The following is a 16,383-nucleotide window of genomic DNA, read 5'->3' on the forward strand; positions in this document are numbered from 1 at the left end:
TTTTGTAAATCAGCGACGGTGAGGGGATGCGAATTCGCCTGTACGGATTGGTGATGCGCGTTTTTTTCTGTTGCCAATTTTCACTATGATAGCGCTTACAATTTGCTATTGGGAGGGGAAAGTCAATGCGACATTTCCAGAATTGGCTGGAATATTTACCTTTTCCGATCGTCATAACGAGTCAGGAGGGAATCATCGAACATTACAATTTTTTGTTCGGCCGCCTGACCGGCAGCGATACCGTCGGATTGGACATCAAAACGGTGTTTGATCAATGGCAAGCGGACACATCTTTTCTCGTATCCGCAACGCTCCATCACCATGCGTACAAGTTGCTGCATCAACAAATCCGGCAAGACGACGAGGATTTTACGCTATACCTTGTCGCCGATCATACGCAAGTGCAATTGCTCCGGCAAGAAGTGCTCAATTTGCAAAGCCAATTGGAAGCGGTCATGGAAAGCTCCAACGATGGCATCTATATTACCGATCACAACGGGGTTACGCTAAAGGTGAATTCGGCGATCGAAAAGATGACGGGTTTGCCCCGGCATTGCTTCATCGGGCACAATGTCAAGGAATTGGTGGAGAAAGGGGTTTTGAAAAGATCGATCACATTGAAAGTGCTGAGCGAACGCAAAAGGGTCGACTATATATACAATCTGGACGAGAAAAAAGCGTTTGCCACCGGTATTCCCGTATTTAACGAGGATGGCGAGATAGACAAAATCGTCACCAATGTCCGCGATCTGACGGAGTTGAATCAGTTTTACAATGAATTGCAAAGGGCCTTGCATTTAAATGACCGCTACCGCAAAGAATTGGAAAAAATCAAAACCAAGCTGAAATTGCAATCGCCCGATGTCGTGATCGAAAGCAAACAAATGATGGATATATACGACATGGCCGAGCGGATTGCCGATGTCGATGCGACCGTCCTGATTCTTGGCGAAACCGGCGTTGGCAAGGATGTGTTGGCCCGGCACATATACCGTTGCAGCAGCCGCAACGGCAAAGGGGAATTTATAAAAGTCAATTGCGGAGCGATTCCCCACGATCTGTTGGAATCCGAGCTGTTCGGCTACGAGGCGGGGGCATTCACGGGGGCGAATCGTTCCGGAAAGCCGGGGATGTTTGAATTGGCCGATCAGGGAGTCTTGTTCCTCGATGAAGTTGGCGAACTGCCGCTATCGCTGCAAGTCAAGCTGCTGGTCGCTTTGCAGGAAAAGAAAATCCAGCGGATCGGTTCGACGAAAACCAAAAGCGTCGACGTCCGCCTGATTGCCGCCACCAATCGCGATCTCAAACAAATGGTGGCGGAGTTAAAGTTTCGCGAAGATTTGTACTACCGGCTGAATGTGCTGCCGATCGTGATCCCTCCGCTGCGGGAGAGGAAAGAGGACATTCTCCCGCTGGCGCACTCCGTTCTGACAAAATTGAATCAAAAATACGGGACAGCGAAGGAGCTTGATGAAAAGCTGGAGCGTTTTTTCTATCATTATCATTGGCCGGGAAACGTCAGAGAACTGGCCAATCTGGTGGAACGGCTGGTCTTGACCGTGCCCGAGCAAACGCTGTTGGTCAAAGACTTGCCGGCCGATTATCAGCAGAAGGAACAATCTTCCGCCACAGCCGCCTCCGCTCCGGCTAAAGTGATCACGCTGAAGGAAGCGGCGGAGATCGCCGAGCGGGAAATTTTGGCGATGGCAGTGCAAAAATACCAAAGCACCTACAAAATCGCCGAAGAGTTGGGAACAAGTCAGGCGACGATCGTCCGAAAGCTGAAAAAATACAAATTGTAGCCTGGAGAACAGTCCTTGGAGAGCCGAGGGCTGTTTTTTTGTTTGGCATCAATCTTGCTAAAGAAATCAGTTGTGTACCGCAATTCTTTGGACTGATTTGGAGGGACGTGGATGGATATTCTCGTGTTGATGAAACAGACCTTCGACACAGAGGAAAAAATCGTTTTGCAAAGCGGCGCAGTCAGTGAGGAGGGAGTGCAGTTTATTATCAATCCATACGATGAATATGCGATCGAGGAGGCCGTCAAGCTGAAGGAAGAATTTGGCGGACAGGTAACGTTGCTGACGGTTGGCCCAAAGCGGACGGAGGAAGCGATCCGTACCGCCCTGGCGATGGGAGCGGATCAGGCCGTGCGGATCGATCCCGGGGATGAGCCGCTGGATGAGTTTGGGCTGTCCAAGATTTTGGCGGCTGCGATTCGCGGCCGCAAGTATGATCTGATTCTCGGAGGCAACATGGCGATCGACACAGGTTCCGGCCAGGTTGCTTTGCGAGTCGCCGAGGAGCTGGAAATTCCCCACGTTTCCGCGATCACCAAGCTCACGCTGCAGGAGAAAACGGCGATTGTCGAACGAGATGTGGAGGGCGACGTGGAAGTGGTGGAAGTGGGATTGCCGTTTTTGGCGACAGCGCAGCAAGGTTTGAACGAACCGCGCTATCCGTCCTTGCCGGGCATCATGAAGGCAAAGAAAAAACCGCTGGAACAGCTGACTATTGCCGATTTGGCTTTATCAGAGGATGAACTGCGGCCCCGGACGACTGTTACCGCCCAGTTCTATCCGGCGAAAAAGCAAGCAGGCCAACTGCTGTCAGGAGAGCTGAACGAGCAGGTCAGCCAATTGGCCCAGTTGCTGCGCAATGAAGCCAAAGTCATTTGACAAGGGGGTTCGACCATGGGGAAAAAAGTGCTGGTCATTCTCGAGACCAAGGATGGCAAACTCAGACATGTTTCACTGGAAGCACTGTCGGTAGGGCAGACGTTATCGGCAGGAGGCCAAATGGTTGCGGTGTTGTTTGGGCCGGATTCTGCTGCGCAAGTCGGCGAAGTGAGCAAATATGGACCGGCGAAGCTGTATGTGGTCGAGGGGGAAGCCTTCGCTTCCTACACGACTGACGCCTTTTTGCAAGCGGCCGTACAGCTGGTGCAAACGGTTGAGCCCGACATCATTTTGCTGGGGCACACCGCGATCGGCAAAGATCTCGCGCCACGGCTGGCATCCCGTTTGGGAATCGGACTGTTGTCGGATTGTACCCGTGTGCTCCAGCGAGATGGTCAGATTGTGTTTGAGCGGCCGATTTATGCCGGCAAGGCTTTCCAGCAGCGTGTTTTTCAGGAGGGAACGCTGTTTGCGACATTGCGCTCCAACAATTTTGAAACAAATGAACAGCCGTGCGACACAGAGCTGATTCCGTTCCAGCCGACGGTTCAAGATATTCGCACCACGATCCGGCAAATCGTGCGCAAGACCGCCCAAGGTGTCGATTTGAGCGAGGCCAAGATTATCGTCTCGGGCGGACGCGGGGTAAAAAGCGCCGAAGGATTCAAGGTGCTCAAGGAGTTGGCCGACTTGCTCGGCGGAGCGGTCGGCGCTTCGCGGGGAGCCTGTGATGCCGGCTATTGCGATTATGGGATGCAGATCGGCCAGACCGGAAAAGTAGTCACGCCCGATTTGTATATCGCCTGCGGCATTTCCGGGGCAATTCAGCATCTTGCCGGAATGTCCAATTCCAAATGTATTGTGGCGATCAATAAAGATCCGGAAGCGCCGATTTTTCAAGTAGCCGATTACGGCATCGTCGGTGATTTGTTTGAAGTGGTACCGTTGCTGAAAGAAGAATTTTCCAAAATTTTGCAAACCCATTAAACAATTCTCGCGGATCAGAAAGGAAGCTAACGGCGAAATTACGGGAGACAAAGGAGCCTGGAGATGACTGGCGAAAAAATCGGACCGATTGAAATCATTATGGGAGAGAAGCAAAGCCGTGCGCCATACTCCACCACGCTGCTGATCAGAGGACGCCAGGGAAGCACCTTGATCGATTGCGGAGGCGGCCCTGCGGTATACGCCTATTTACGTGAGCAAAATATCCGGCAGATTTTGCTGACACATTTTCATCCCGATCATACCAGCGGCGCCGCTTTATTCCCGGAGGCGCAGGTGTTGACCAACCCGTTTGATTACGGGCGATTGCTGAATCAGGCGAAGCGCGAAGCAGACGATTCACCTTATCGGCCGGTCGGCCCCATTCAGTTGATTTACCCCTACCATCAGCTGATGACAGTATCGGAAACGAAGCTGCTGATGATTCATGCCCCGGGCCATAGCGATGGGTTTTGCTGTCCGTATTTTCCTGACTTGGGTGTTTTGATGGTGGGCGACATCGACCTGACTTCATTCGGGCCGTGGTATTTCGGGCCGGACAGCGATATTGACCAGTTTATCCAGTCTGCGCAGCAGACGCTGGAAGTAGACGCCAAATATTTTGTTACCTCGCATCAGAAGGGGATGTTTGAGCTGGCGGACTATCGGCAAAAGCTGCCGCAGTATTTGGAAATTATCGAACAGCGGGAAGCCAGATTGAAGCAGGCCGTCAAACGGGGGTGTTCTCCCGGCGAACTGGTGTATGAAAACATCATTTATTACGCCGATAATGTGCGGCAAACTCCCTGGATTTTGCGTAACGAGCAGATGGGTTTGGCCAAACATTTGCTAAGGCTGATTGACCACGGCGAGCCCTATGCCGATTATTATGCGGAGTTTATGCAAGCCCATCGGTTGCAGCGGGAGCAAATCCGGCAGCTGCATCAGCCGAGCTGGTACGGCCGCGACTGGAAGGGCGCAAATCAAAAATGAATCGGTGAATCAAAAAGGAATTGGTGAAAAAACTTGATCAGAAGCGGGATGCCGGTGATTGCCGAATCAAATTTGCGTCGCGATCGAACCGAGCGCCTACGCGAAGGGCGATTTCGGAATGAATTCAGGCTGGCACGCTAGTTGCACTGAGATAAGATTGCATCGTTCATTTGCGGCAGGAGGGAGGTAGTGCGGTAAACCGGCAAATTGGAAACGCTTACTTTCAGGTGACCATACCCGCTTCTTTGCTTGCCGACAGCGGGGTGGGACGGGTGAACAAAAAGGAGGAGTACGATGAGTCAGTTGCAAGGACGTGTGGCCATTGTCACCGGCGCGGGCCGGGGAATTGGTGCCGCTACCGCCAAACGGTTGGCCAAGGATGGCGCCAAGGTAGGCGTGATTGATCTGAAAGAGGAAGCTTGCCAGGAAACGGTGTCAGCAATCGCGGCCGCCGGGGGAGAAGCGCTCGCGCTCGGCTGTGACGTCGCCGATGCTGCCCAAGTGGAACAGACAATCGCCAAAGTCGCCGAACATTTCGGACGCATCGATATTTTGGTCAACAATGCCGGCGTGCTGCGCGACAATCTGCTGTTCAAGATGAGCGAAGACGATTGGGATACCGTGCTGAATGTCCATCTCAAAGGCAGCTTTTTATGCAGCAAGGCTGCGCAAAAATATATGGTTGAACAACGTTATGGAAAAATCGTCAATACGAGCAGCACGTCCGCCTTGGGCAATCGCGGGCAGGCGAACTATTCTGCTGCGAAAGCAGGGCTGCAAGGTTTCACGAAGACGCTGGCAATTGAACTGGGGCCGTTCAACATCAATGTCAATGCGGTCGCGCCCGGCTTTATCGCCACGGATATGACCCGCGCGACAGCCGAACGCATCGGCATCGACTTCGAAGAAAATCAAAAGCTGGCGTCGCAGCGCATTCCGCTGCGCAGAGTCGGGCAGCCGGAAGACGTGGCAAATGTCGTCGCCTTCCTGGTCAGCGATGATGCCAGCTATGTTTCCGGGCAAGTGATTTATGTCAATGGCGGAAGCCGCTAGGTGCAGAACGCATTTTTTGGCAAATAAGGAGGAATAAACGATGGATTTTACATTGTCAGACGAACAACGCATGGTTCAACGGACCGTTCGCGAGTTTATTCAAAAAGAAGTTATGCCTTACGAGCAGCAAGTGTTGCGCAATGAACGGGAGGGACGCCCCGGCATCTCGCGCGAAGAGATCAAAGAGCTGCAGTTGAAAGCAAAAGCGCTCGGTTTCTGGGGCATCAATACGCCGGAAGAATACGGGGGAGCCAATCTCGGCGCGATCATGAGCGCGCTGATTACGATGGAGCTCGGTCGGACATTTGTGCCGTTCAGTTTTGGCGGCAGCGCGGACAATATTTTGTATTACTGCAACGAAGAGCAGAAAAAACGTTACTTGTTGCCGGTGATCAATGGCGAACGTCGCTCCTGCTTTGCGATCACCGAGCCGGGCGCCGGATCTGACGCCAGAAGCATCCGCATGTCTGCGGTCAAGGATGGCGACCATTACGTGCTGAATGGCGAAAAAATCTTCATCACCAACGGAAACGAAGCCGATTTCGCGATGGTTTTCGCGGTAACCGACAAGGAAAAAGGCGCCAATGGCGGTGTCACCTGCTTCCTCGTCGACCGTGATATGGGCTGGCGTTCCGAATATATCCCGACGATGGGCGAGTGGGGACCGGCATCGCTCGTGTTTGAAAACGTGAGGGTTCCGGAAGAGAACATTCTGGGGGAATTGGGCAAAGGCTTCGAACTGGGCATGAAGTGGATCGGCCAGGGACGCTGGGCCATTCCGGCGCGCGCGGTCGGAGCGGCCGAACGATTGCTGCAAATGGGAATCGATTATGCCAAGACGCGCGTCACGTTTGGCAAACCGATCGCCGAGCGGCAGGCGATTCAATGGATGATCGCCGATTCGGCGGTGGAGATTGAAGCGGCCAAATGGATTGTGCTGCGGGCAGCGTGGATGGTCGAAAACGGGATGGATGCAAGGCACCAATCGTCGATCGCCAAGCTGTACGGTTCGGTCATGGCCAACCAGGTGGTCGACCGTGTCCTGCAAATTCACGGCGGAATGGGCTATACCAAGGAGCTGCCGATTGAACGTTGGTACCGGGAAGCGAGACTGTGGCGCATTTTTGAAGGAACGGACGAAATTCAAAAACGCACGATTTCCCGCAACTTGCTCAAAGGGCACGTGAAAGTGGGCGAACTGTTGTAGAAGCTTGAATAAGAAGCTTGAAAGGGGGAGAGTGTGTTGCAGATCGAACCGAGTGTAATTGGCACTGCCAGCGATCCGAAGCTGTTCGAAATCGAAAAGGGGGCGATTCGCGCTTTTGCCAACGCGATCGGCGATGACAACCCGCTGTACACGGATGAAGATTTCGCCAAGCGGCAAGGTTTTGCCAGTTTGGTGGCACCGCCGACTTTTCCGACAACTTTCCGTCTGCACAATCCGCGGCTGCAAATCAAGGCCGCGCGGATTCTGCACGGCGAACAGGAATACCGTTACATGCGCCCGATCGTTGCCGGCGATGTTTTGCAATGTGTCAGCCAGGTCGTCGATGTGTATGAACGAACGGGGAAATTGGGGGCGATGACGTTTCTCGTCACGGAGATCCAGGGGCACGATCTGGCGGGCAACCTGGTGTTTACCGGCAGAAGCACGATTATCTTGTGAAAATGTTTCGAAAGGGGGGAGTTGTTTGCAAAGTTTCACTTGGAATGAGCTCGAAGTCGGGATGGAACTCGAACCGCTGGTGCAGCCTGCCATCGAAAAGGTTCAGCTGGTGAAGTACGCGGGAGCCTCGGGCGACTTTAATCCGATTCATACCGACGATGAGACGGCCAAAAAAGTAGGCTTGCCCAGCGTGATCGCCCACGGGATGCTCAGCATGGGGTTTTTGGCGAAGCATGCGGGGCAAATCGTCGGCACTTACGGGTTTGTCAGCCGGCTGAAAGTTCGGTTTTCCGGAATGGTGTTTCCGGGTGATGTGTTAGCCTGCCATGCCAAGGTAACCGGCAAGGACGAAGCGAGTCGCACCGTCGATCTGGAGGTGTTCATCTCGCGGGATGAAGGCAAACCTTTGACGATCGGCGAGGCAACGTTGACCTATTATTGACAGGTGGCAGAAAGAAGGGATCAGGGACCAGGTGTTTGGTATTTGCAAAGACAGCGGCGGTAAACATCAGCGGGCACCTGGCCTTGCTTGAACCGCAGGCGGAAGTGGGTGGTACTGACGCGATCGGTGACGATTTGGGTGTTAATGTCAACGATGTTTCTCACCAATATAGGTTTTGGAATTATACTCCCAACTCTCCCTTTTTTATCACAGCATCTGGGTGCTTCCACCTTCGAAATGGGGCTTGCCATGTCGGTCTTTGCCGGTGCTTCGCTCGTCGCCAGTTCGATCTGGGGAGGGGTGAGCGATCGCATTGGCCGGCGCCCCGTGCTGATACTCGGAATCGTTGGCTACGGCGTTTCATCGGCGCTGCTTGCCTTTGCCCCCAGTGTAGCTGTTTTGCTCATCTTGCGGTTTTTGTCCGGTTTGATGTCTTCCGCGGTCTATCCATCCTCGATGGCGTTGGTCACGGAATGCACAGCCGCACAGGAGCGGGCGCGCATCTTGGGCTATATGGGATCGATCAATGGCATCGGTTTTATTTGCGGACCGCCGCTTGGCGCTTTTCTCAGCTTGTTTGGCATTCAGGTGCCGTTTGTCAGCGTAGGACTGCTTTCCATCATCAATGGCCTCTTGGCTTTATATTTGTTGCCTCGCACAAGCAAGACAGCGGTTGCCGCGCAGGGCACAGCAGAGCTGCAAGTTCGCTGGTTGCAGCGATTTCGGCACATGCTGCAGAATCGGATGATCGCCCCGCTTTTGTTTGGGACATTTGCGCTCTCATTGGCTGATGCCAGCATCTCCACAACACTCTCTTATTTTGTGACAGGTTCGCTCAGGTCTACGCCGACGATGGCCGGTTGGGCGTTTATGATCAATGCCGGAGTCAGCGCGGTGGCACAGGCAACCGTCTTTTCCCGGATTTTTCACAAATGCGGGGAAGTCGGTACGATTGTGATCGGGATGATTTGCGGAATGATCGGCTATTTGGCGATGGGCTTGTCACAATTGCTGATCTGGGCATTTCTCGCCCTGGCTGTCTTGTCGTTTGGCAGAGGATTAAGCTATCCCTCGATCACCACAGGAATCTCCCTTCATACCGCTCCGCAATTGCAAGGCAGCATGTTCGGCTCGCAAGGTACAGTTGGAAGCCTTGGGCGAACGTTGGGTCCGTTGCTGGCCGGCTGGCTGTACTCGGTGCAAGAGAGAAGTCCGTTTTTCTTCTCGGGCGGCTTGTTAATGCTGACCGCCGCCATTTTTCTCTTATTTTATCTGACGCGAATGAAAGCCAAAAAACAGCAGGCGGAAGGATAAACAACCTTAAAGCAGAGGTGAAGCAAATTGAAGTCAGAACGCGTAGCGGCGATTGTCGGTGTTGCCGAATCGGATTTGGGCATCGTGCCGGATAAAACGGTGCTTCAGCTTCAGGCGCAAGCGGCCAAAGCGGCACTCGATGATGCCGGGTTTGGTAAAGAGGATGTCGATGCCCTGTTTACAGCGGGCAACTGGGCATGGGCGACCAATTTGATGCTGGGCGAGTATTTGGGCATCAAACCGAAGTTTACCGATGGAACCAATATTGGCGGGTCCTCCTTTGAAACCCATGTTGGTCACGCGGTGGCGGGGATCAAAGCGGGCTTGTTCGATGTTGCCCTGATTACCTATGGGAGTACGCAGCGCTCCGATCGCTCCCGCGGGCGGTCGGTGCCCTACGCGCCGCTTACAGAACAGTATGAACGTTCCTTCGGCCTGCCGATGACGGTCGGGGCCTATGCGCTGGCGGCGATGCGTCACATGCATCAGTATGGCACAACTTCGGAGCAATTGGCGGAGATTGCCGTGGCGACAAGAAAGTGGGCGATGTTAAACGAAAAAGCGATGATGCGGGAACCGATCGAAATCGCCGATGTTTTGCAATCGCGGATGATTGCCGAGCCGCTGCACCTGCTGGATTGCTGCCTGGTGACAGACGGGGGCGGGGCCGTCGTCGTCGCCTCGGCGAAGGCAGCGGCTCGGGCCAAAAAGCGGCCGGTCTGGATTTTGGGCCACGGTGAAACGCATACGCATAATTCGATCAGCAATATGCCCGATTTGACCATGACCGGGGCGCGGGAGTCCGGCCGGCGGGCGATGGAAATGGCCGGCGTCACCCACCAAGAGATCGATGTGGCGGAAATTTACGATTCTTTCACGATTACCGTGCTGCTGACCTTGGAAGCATTGGGATTTTGCCAGCCGGGCGAAGGCGGAGCGTTTGTCAGCGGACAACGGACGGCGCCAGGCGGCGATTTTCCGATGAATACGAATGGCGGCGGGCTTTCCTACACACATCCGGGGATGTATGGCATTTTCCTGCTGATTGAGGCGGCGCGCCAACTGCGGGGCGAATGCGGGGCGAGACAAGTGCCCGATGCCAAACTGGCGTTGGTAAATGGCACGGGCGGCGTTCTTTCCTCGACGTCCACCGTAATTTTGGGGAGGGATTAAGGATGACGAGCCAACTGCCAAAACCGGTGATTGACAGCGATTCCCGACCGTTTTGGGAAGGGTTGAAACGCCGGGAATTATGGATTCAAAAATGCGATGCTTGTCAGCAGGCGATCTTTTATCCCCGGCTGCTTTGTCCGCACTGTTTTTCCGAGCAAGTCTCGTGGGTCCGGGCGACAGGGCGGGGCGAGATTTACAGCTATACGGTCGTTCATCGGGCATTTGGGCCGTTTGCCGAGCAAACACCGTACGTGGTGGCGATCGTGGAACTGGAAGAAGGCGTGAGAATGATGACGCGCATTGTGGGAGACCGGGCGGACATCGCCATCGGCAAACCGGTGATGGTCACTTTCGAACAGATCGACGATGAGCTAACCTTGCCTTATTTTGCATTGTGCTCTTCTTTATCGACTGGCAATGGGGGGAATGAATCTTGAGTGAAAAAGTAGTAGTATCGCCAGAGCGGTTGCGCGCGTTTTTTCATCCCCAAAATGTCGCGCTGATCGGGGCGACAGATAAATCGATGTGGTCGCTGTTTACCTACGAAAATCTGAAAGTCATGAATTTTCCCGGTCCGATCTATTGCGTCAATCCGAATCGCGATACAGTTCATGGCCAAAAGGCGTATCATTCGCTGATGGAGATTGAGGAGGAAGTGGATCTGGCCTATGTGATGGTTCCTTCGAGCAGGATCAAGCAGGTGATGCAGGAGGCAGCCGATAAAAAAATTCGCAACCTGGTCCTGTTGACGGCAGGCTTCAGCGAACTGGGGGCGGAAGGACTGAAATTGGAGCAAGAGTTGCTGTCATTTGCCCGCGCGCACGACCAACTGATATTGGGGCCAAACGGCAATGGATTTGTCAACGCAACAGCAAGCATTACGCCTTACGGACTGCGGATCACCCCGCCGTTGAAAAAGGGACCGGTCGGTGTCGTTCTGCAAAGCGGCGCGTTGGCCAGTTCGATCATGACGCTGGCGCAGGCGCGCAATGTCGGGCTCAGTTTCCTCGTGGCGATGGGCAATGAAGCGATGATTTCCGCGACTGACGTGATCGATTATTTGATTGAAGATGAAGCGACAAAGGTGATCGCGCTCTTCCTCGAATCGATCCGCCATCCGCAGGAATTTGCCCGCGTCGCTCGCAAGGCCCTGCAGTACGGCAAACCGATTGTCGCCCTGAAAATTGGCCGCAGCGAGAAGAGCGCCCATACCGCGATGGCTCACACCGGCGCCTTGGTCGGCGACGATGCGGTCAATGACGCCGCTTTTCGCCAACTCGGGGTCATTCGGGTCGATTCATTGGAAGATTTGCTGACAACCGCCGGCTTGCTCGGTTATACGCCGCCGCTGATTGGCAGACGGATGGGAGTGGTGACGCCGTCTGGCGGTGCTTGCGACATTTTGTCCGACCGCTGCGCCGATGAAGGGATTGAACTGCCGGAGTTTGCCCCGCAGACGGTGGAACGGCTGAAAGAAATTGTCCCCGCTTTCTCCACCGTTCACAATCCGCTGGATGTCACCGGTTATGTGGTGGTTGACCGCAGCTTGCAGCGACGGGCTTTGGCTGCCGTATCCGACGACCCTGAACTCGATTTTATTCTCTGTTTGGTTGATCCGCCGCGGGTGGAACCGGAGGACGCCGCACCTGTCTACCAACAGTATGAAGAAGTGGCCAACATTGTCCGGCAGGCGAAAGTTCCGATCGTGCTGGTCATGAATACCGCCCTGGAACTGACGCCGTTTGGGCAAAAAGTAGCGGACCATTACGGGCTGCATTTCCTCGGCGGAATGGAGCATGGCATGACCGCGCTGGGCAAGGCCGTCTGGTGGTATGAAAAATACAGCGCAAGCAAAGACAAAGCAGCAGCGGAGACGCCATCTATTAAGCAAGCGGCAACTGCTGGTTCAGCTCAGGGAGAATGGTCAGAATATCAGGCACGCCTGTTTTTGCAGCAGCAGGGCATCCCGGTAGCGCCTGGCGTGCTGGCAACAACTGCCGGCGACGCGGTCTTGGCGGCCGGGCAGGTGGGCTATCCCGTCGCGCTCAAGGTACAATCGAAGGAGATTGCCCACAAGAGCGACATCGGCGGAGTCAAACTGAATCTCGCTTCACCGCAAGAGGTAGAGCAAGCATTTGCGGCGATCATGGAAAATGTGGCGAAGCACGCCCCGGGAAGTCAAGTGGAAGGAATTCTGGTCAGTCCGATGCGCTCTGGCGGAGTGGAATTGCTGGTCGGAATCGTCAAGGACCCGCTATGGGGACAGGTGCTGGCCTGCGGGATCGGCGGTGTGTTTGTGGAAGTGCTGAAGGACACGAGTTTGCGGCTGCTCCCCGTCAATCGCGCAGAGGTCAGAGCTATGCTGGAGGAGCTGCGCGGGATCGCTTTGTTAAAAGGAGCGAGGGGACAAAAAGCTGCTGATCTCGACAAGGTTGCGGAAGCGATCTGCAAGATTGGCACGCTCGCCTGGACGATGCAAGACGAGTTGGAAGAACTGGAAATCAATCCGTTGTGGGTAAGCGGCGAACAGGTGGAGGCACTGGATGCGTTGATCAAATGGAAGGAACCGCGCAATTCAAGTCGGCAACCGCAATAAAGGCTGGCAGTTTGACGATAGAGAGAGAACAGCAAGAGGCATCTTGGCTGAAGAAGTACCGGATATCAAATTGGATAAGTGAGTAGGGAGGCCCTTCTTTTTTTGAAAGCGCTTTAAAAAATGAGGAGGCGACGCGAATGTTAAAACCTGCGGGACTGTTATCCCGTGAACTCACTGAATATCCGGTCGGGAGAAGAAGAACATGGTTGCTGTTTATTGCCATTCTCGCCAACTTCATTGCTTCCTATGAAGCTCAGATTGCGCCTGTGCTGCCGCTGCTGCTCAACGATCTCGATGTGACGCTGACGCAGTATGGCGTGGTATCCGCCATTTCTGTAATTGCTTCGGCCATCTCCGGTTTAATTATCGCCCCTTTGTCAGATAAGTACGGGCGCGTCAAGTTCCTGGTCCCTGGCCTGTTTTTAACGGCGATTTGCGTCTACGGCATGGCATTGGTCGGTTCCTTGTCGCAACTGTTGCTGCTGCGGATTGTGCTGGCGTTTGTAGATGGCATGGCGATCGGCACGACTGCCGGGCTGGTGCGTGACTTTTCCCCGCGGCTGGGCCGGGCGCTCGCGTTCGGCTTCTGGACATTCGGCCCGGTCGGCTCCAACTTCTTTGCCGCAGCCATGGCAGGATGGACGCTGCCGATTTTCAATACCTGGCAATCACAATTTATCATTGGCGGGACTATTGCGATGATTTCCGCCGTTGTCATCATGCTAAATATCTATGACCTCTCTCCGCAATTGCGTGCCCACGTCATCGACGATGAAGAAGCGGTGAACAAACGGGCAAGCGCAAAAAAACAGGAAATCGCCCTTCCGAAAATGCGCGACATTTTGCGGGTACCTCACATCTGGTCGCTTAGTGCCGGAATCTCCCTTTTTCTGCTGACCTATATGGCGATTGCCGGATTCGGGCCGAAAATTCTCGTCGATGAATTTCAATATGAGCCGCATCGGGCAGCCGCCATCGCCAAATATTTTTGGCTGTTCAACCTGTTGACGCTGCTCATTGCCGGCTGGATTTCCGACCGGTTGCAGTTGCGCAAAATAGTGTCATTGATTGGCGCGATCTTGTTCGCCATCTACATGGTGATTTTCCTCTCTTTGTTTGGCAAGGAGGTTTCCGAAGGAGCAATGGTGATCTACACCTCCATCCTCGGCGGAGTGATCGGCGTCGCCTACGGACCGTGGTGCGCCCTGTTCTCGGAAAACGCCGAAGATGTCAATGCTTCCCTGCAGTCGTCGGCATGGGCCGTCTTCAGTTTGCTGTCCAAGGTGGTCAGCATTCTGTCGACGTTGATTGCCCCGATGGTCGTCGAAGCTTACGACTGGGGGACCTGGCTGTGGATTGCCGTTGGCGTCGGCGTGATCGTGTATATTCCTTGCCTGTTTACCGGCAAAGGTCCGTGGCTGCGCTCAAAAGCAGGGTAACCACCAAGACGCGGACTTTGTAAAAACGCTGCTTTGACAGACAAAGAACAAAACGGGAAATGAGACTCGGGATCAACCGTCCCGGGTCTGTTTTTGTGTTCATTTGCTGACCTAAAAAAAACACAAAATATTCTAAAAAAGCTCTGCTTTAAAAAAATTTTTGAAAGACGTACAGTTGAAGTAACGAAATGAAAACGCTTTAAAAAGGGGGGGACGTAGTGAGATCAATCAAGAAAGTCGCTTTGGCCATCGACTCGCTTTTTGAAAATCTGACTCTTTTGTCGCTTGTCCTGCTGGTGTTGGTCGTCACTACCCAGGTTGTCACGCGGAAATTATTCAATTTTGTTTTTTTCTGGTCGGAAGAAATTACCTTGCTGCTGCTCGTCTGGTTTGCTTTTTTAAGCATCACCGTCGGCTTCCGTGAAAACATCCATATGGGTATCGATTCCTTTACGCACCATCTGCCCAAGACTTTCAACAAGATTCTCGACAAAGTGATCAGTGCCAGCATTTTTGCATTCGGGCTCTACTTGGTCGTACAAGGCTGGGAGTTCACCGTTCTGATGGAGGAGTCCACCTTGCCGGCTACCAAAATGCCCAGCAGTGTCGGTTACATCGAAATGCCGATTACCGGAATCATGATCTGTGTTTACGCTTTATTGCAGTTTTTTAATGTAGACACCGTTCGCTACAAAGACATGGAGGAGGGATCGTAATTTGGCAAATACAGCAATAGCCGTCACGATATTGGTCGCAAGTTTTGTTCTACTGGTATTGCTCCGATTCCCCATCGCCTTGACATTGATCGCTTCCTCGTTGCTGACCTGCCTTTACCTGGATATTCCGCTGCCGATTATTGGACAGCAAATGGTTCAAGGAATCAACTCTTTCTCGCTGCTGGCCATTCCGTTCTTTATCCTGACGGGCCAGATCATGAGCGAAGGCGGGTTGGCGCTGCGGTTGGTCAATTTGGCAAATCTTTGCGTCGGGCGTATTCGCGGTGGCTTGGCCATGGTAAACAGCGTCGCCTGTATGTTTTTTGGCAATATTTCCGGCTCCGCTGTGGCCGATGCTTCTTCGGTCGGCTCCGTGATGATACCGATGATGAAACAAAAGGGCTACGACGCCGATTACGCAGTCGGGGTAACGATATCATCGGCGATTCAGGGCGTAGTCGTACCGCCCAGCCACAACCTGGTGCTCTACTCTTTGGCAGCAGGGGGCATCTCCATTTCCAGCCTGTTTATGGCGGGAATCGTTCCCGGATTTGTGCTGTTGCTCTCGCTGATGGTCACGGGGTACCTGATCGCAAGAAAACGGGGGTACCAAAAGGGCGAGCCTGTCCCGAAAGATCAAATAAAAGGGATAATATTGCACGGACTGCTTTCCTTGACTCCGGCGGTCATCATTTTGGGCGGGATCATTTCCGGCTGGTTTACCGCGACTGAATCGGGAGCAATGGCCTGCGTATACGCGTTCCTGTTGTCCACGGTTGTGTATCGGGAAGTGAAATTTCCGCAAATCTGGACGATTTTAAAACGCACCATGAAAACGGTTTCAATGGTTTTCTTCCTGATTTCTGCCTCAGCCGCCTTTGGTTGGGTATTGGCTTACCTGAAAATTCCGGCGATGGTAACAGACTTGTTGCTCAGCATTTCCGACAATCCGCTTATCATCCTGTTTATTATTAATGTGCTGCTGCTGCTGTTGGGCGCACCGATGGATATGGCGCCGATGATCCTGATTATGACGCCGATCCTGCTTCCGGTTGTCACCAGCTTTGGCATGGACCCTGTCCAATTCGGAATCATCCTGATTTTGAATGCGGGGATTGGACTGTTAACCCCGCCGGTCGGAACCGTCCTGTTTGTGGGGTGCGCGATCGGCAAAGTATCGATCCAGCAAGGAACGAAAGCCATGATGCCATTTTTTTACGCGATGTTGATCGTCTTGTTACTCATCACCTATGTTCCCGGTTTGGTCATGTGGTTGCCGAATTTGGTAGGCCAATAAGCGGGAACAAGTGAGTAAATAAAGCTTTG

At 53.5% G+C, this 16,383-nt stretch carries 15 protein-coding genes; all 15 read left to right on the forward strand.

Features of this window, described 5'->3' with window-relative positions:
- Window positions 1-125 precede the first annotated feature (125 nt).
- Window positions 126-1,802: a sigma-54 interaction domain-containing protein gene (locus JOD01_RS03945; RefSeq protein ID WP_204516946.1), complete on the forward strand. Its 1,677-nt coding sequence runs from the start codon at window positions 126-128 to the stop codon at window positions 1,800-1,802.
- A 111-nt stretch (window positions 1,803-1,913) separates the two neighbouring features.
- Window positions 1,914-2,681, forward strand: coding sequence for an electron transfer flavoprotein subunit beta/FixA family protein (locus JOD01_RS03950; protein WP_204516947.1), 768 nt, complete (start codon window positions 1,914-1,916; stop codon window positions 2,679-2,681).
- Between the two features lie 15 nt (window positions 2,682-2,696).
- Complete coding sequence (locus JOD01_RS03955; protein ID WP_204516948.1) at window positions 2,697-3,668, forward strand: electron transfer flavoprotein subunit alpha/FixB family protein; 972 nt, start codon at window positions 2,697-2,699, stop codon at window positions 3,666-3,668.
- A gap of 63 nt (window positions 3,669-3,731) precedes the next feature.
- Window positions 3,732-4,658 (forward strand): MBL fold metallo-hydrolase, encoded by a 927-nt coding sequence (locus tag JOD01_RS03960; RefSeq protein ID WP_204516949.1) that lies wholly within the window; start codon window positions 3,732-3,734, stop codon window positions 4,656-4,658.
- A gap of 294 nt (window positions 4,659-4,952) precedes the next feature.
- Entirely contained in the window at window positions 4,953-5,711 is a 759-nt protein-coding gene (locus JOD01_RS03965; RefSeq protein ID WP_204516950.1) for a beta-ketoacyl-ACP reductase, read from the forward strand.
- A 40-nt stretch (window positions 5,712-5,751) separates the two neighbouring features.
- On the forward strand, window positions 5,752-6,918 hold the full coding sequence (locus JOD01_RS03970) for an acyl-CoA dehydrogenase family protein (protein ID WP_204516951.1): 1,167 nt from the start codon (window positions 5,752-5,754) through the stop codon (window positions 6,916-6,918).
- Window positions 6,919-6,951: 33 nt separating this feature from the next.
- Window positions 6,952-7,377 carry a MaoC family dehydratase N-terminal domain-containing protein gene (locus tag JOD01_RS03975; RefSeq protein WP_338028520.1) on the forward strand — a complete coding sequence of 142 codons (426 nt, stop codon included), beginning with the start codon at window positions 6,952-6,954 and terminating at the stop codon, window positions 7,375-7,377.
- A 25-nt stretch (window positions 7,378-7,402) separates the two neighbouring features.
- Window positions 7,403-7,819, forward strand: coding sequence for a MaoC/PaaZ C-terminal domain-containing protein (locus JOD01_RS03980; RefSeq protein ID WP_204516952.1), 417 nt, complete (start codon window positions 7,403-7,405; stop codon window positions 7,817-7,819).
- A 108-nt stretch (window positions 7,820-7,927) separates the two neighbouring features.
- Window positions 7,928-9,133 carry an MFS transporter gene (locus JOD01_RS03985; RefSeq protein WP_204516953.1) on the forward strand — a complete coding sequence of 402 codons (1,206 nt, stop codon included), beginning with the start codon at window positions 7,928-7,930 and terminating at the stop codon, window positions 9,131-9,133.
- A 27-nt stretch (window positions 9,134-9,160) separates the two neighbouring features.
- On the forward strand, window positions 9,161-10,306 hold the full coding sequence (locus tag JOD01_RS03990; RefSeq protein WP_204516954.1) for an acetyl-CoA acetyltransferase: 1,146 nt from the start codon (window positions 9,161-9,163) through the stop codon (window positions 10,304-10,306).
- Between the two features lie 2 nt (window positions 10,307-10,308).
- Window positions 10,309-10,743, forward strand: a complete 435-nt coding sequence (locus tag JOD01_RS03995; RefSeq protein WP_204516955.1) for a Zn-ribbon domain-containing OB-fold protein — start codon at window positions 10,309-10,311, stop codon at window positions 10,741-10,743.
- Window positions 10,740-12,902 (forward strand): acetate--CoA ligase family protein, encoded by a 2,163-nt coding sequence (locus JOD01_RS04000; RefSeq protein WP_204516956.1) that lies wholly within the window; start codon window positions 10,740-10,742, stop codon window positions 12,900-12,902. Before JOD01_RS03995 ends, JOD01_RS04000 begins: the two co-directional genes overlap by 4 nt.
- A 137-nt stretch (window positions 12,903-13,039) precedes the next feature.
- The gene (locus tag JOD01_RS04005; protein ID WP_204516957.1) at window positions 13,040-14,341 is read left to right on the forward strand and encodes an MFS transporter; all 1,302 of its coding nucleotides are present in this window, start codon (window positions 13,040-13,042) and stop codon (window positions 14,339-14,341) included.
- 218 nt (window positions 14,342-14,559) lie between these two features.
- Window positions 14,560-15,057, forward strand: coding sequence for a TRAP transporter small permease subunit (locus tag JOD01_RS04010; RefSeq protein WP_204516958.1), 498 nt, complete (start codon window positions 14,560-14,562; stop codon window positions 15,055-15,057).
- A 1-nt stretch (window position 15,058) separates the two neighbouring features.
- Window positions 15,059-16,354, forward strand: coding sequence for a TRAP transporter large permease (locus JOD01_RS04015; protein WP_204516959.1), 1,296 nt, complete (start codon window positions 15,059-15,061; stop codon window positions 16,352-16,354).
- The last annotated feature ends 29 nt before the right edge of the window (window positions 16,355-16,383 follow it).

Origin of the sequence: Brevibacillus fulvus, from assembly GCF_016908525.1 — a bacterium.
Lineage (GTDB): Bacteria > Bacillota > Bacilli > Brevibacillales > Brevibacillaceae > Brevibacillus_G > Brevibacillus_G fulvus.

What these genes read in the sequence shown, in the direction of transcription:
- JOD01_RS03995 (WP_204516955.1), top strand. Translation starts at nt 10,309, where the DNA reads ATGACGAGCCAACTGCCAAAACCGGTGATTGACAGCGATTCCCGACCG.
- JOD01_RS03965 (WP_204516950.1), top strand. Translation starts at nt 4,953, where the DNA reads ATGAGTCAGTTGCAAGGACGTGTGGCCATTGTCACCGGCGCGGGCCGG.
- JOD01_RS03960 (WP_204516949.1), top strand. Translation starts at nt 3,732, where the DNA reads ATGACTGGCGAAAAAATCGGACCGATTGAAATCATTATGGGAGAGAAG.
- JOD01_RS03955 (WP_204516948.1), top strand. Translation starts at nt 2,697, where the DNA reads ATGGGGAAAAAAGTGCTGGTCATTCTCGAGACCAAGGATGGCAAACTC.
- JOD01_RS04005 (WP_204516957.1), top strand. Translation starts at nt 13,040, where the DNA reads ATGTTAAAACCTGCGGGACTGTTATCCCGTGAACTCACTGAATATCCG.
- JOD01_RS03950 (WP_204516947.1), top strand. Translation starts at nt 1,914, where the DNA reads ATGGATATTCTCGTGTTGATGAAACAGACCTTCGACACAGAGGAAAAA.
- JOD01_RS03970 (WP_204516951.1), top strand. Translation starts at nt 5,752, where the DNA reads ATGGATTTTACATTGTCAGACGAACAACGCATGGTTCAACGGACCGTT.
- JOD01_RS03945 (WP_204516946.1), top strand. Translation starts at nt 126, where the DNA reads ATGCGACATTTCCAGAATTGGCTGGAATATTTACCTTTTCCGATCGTC.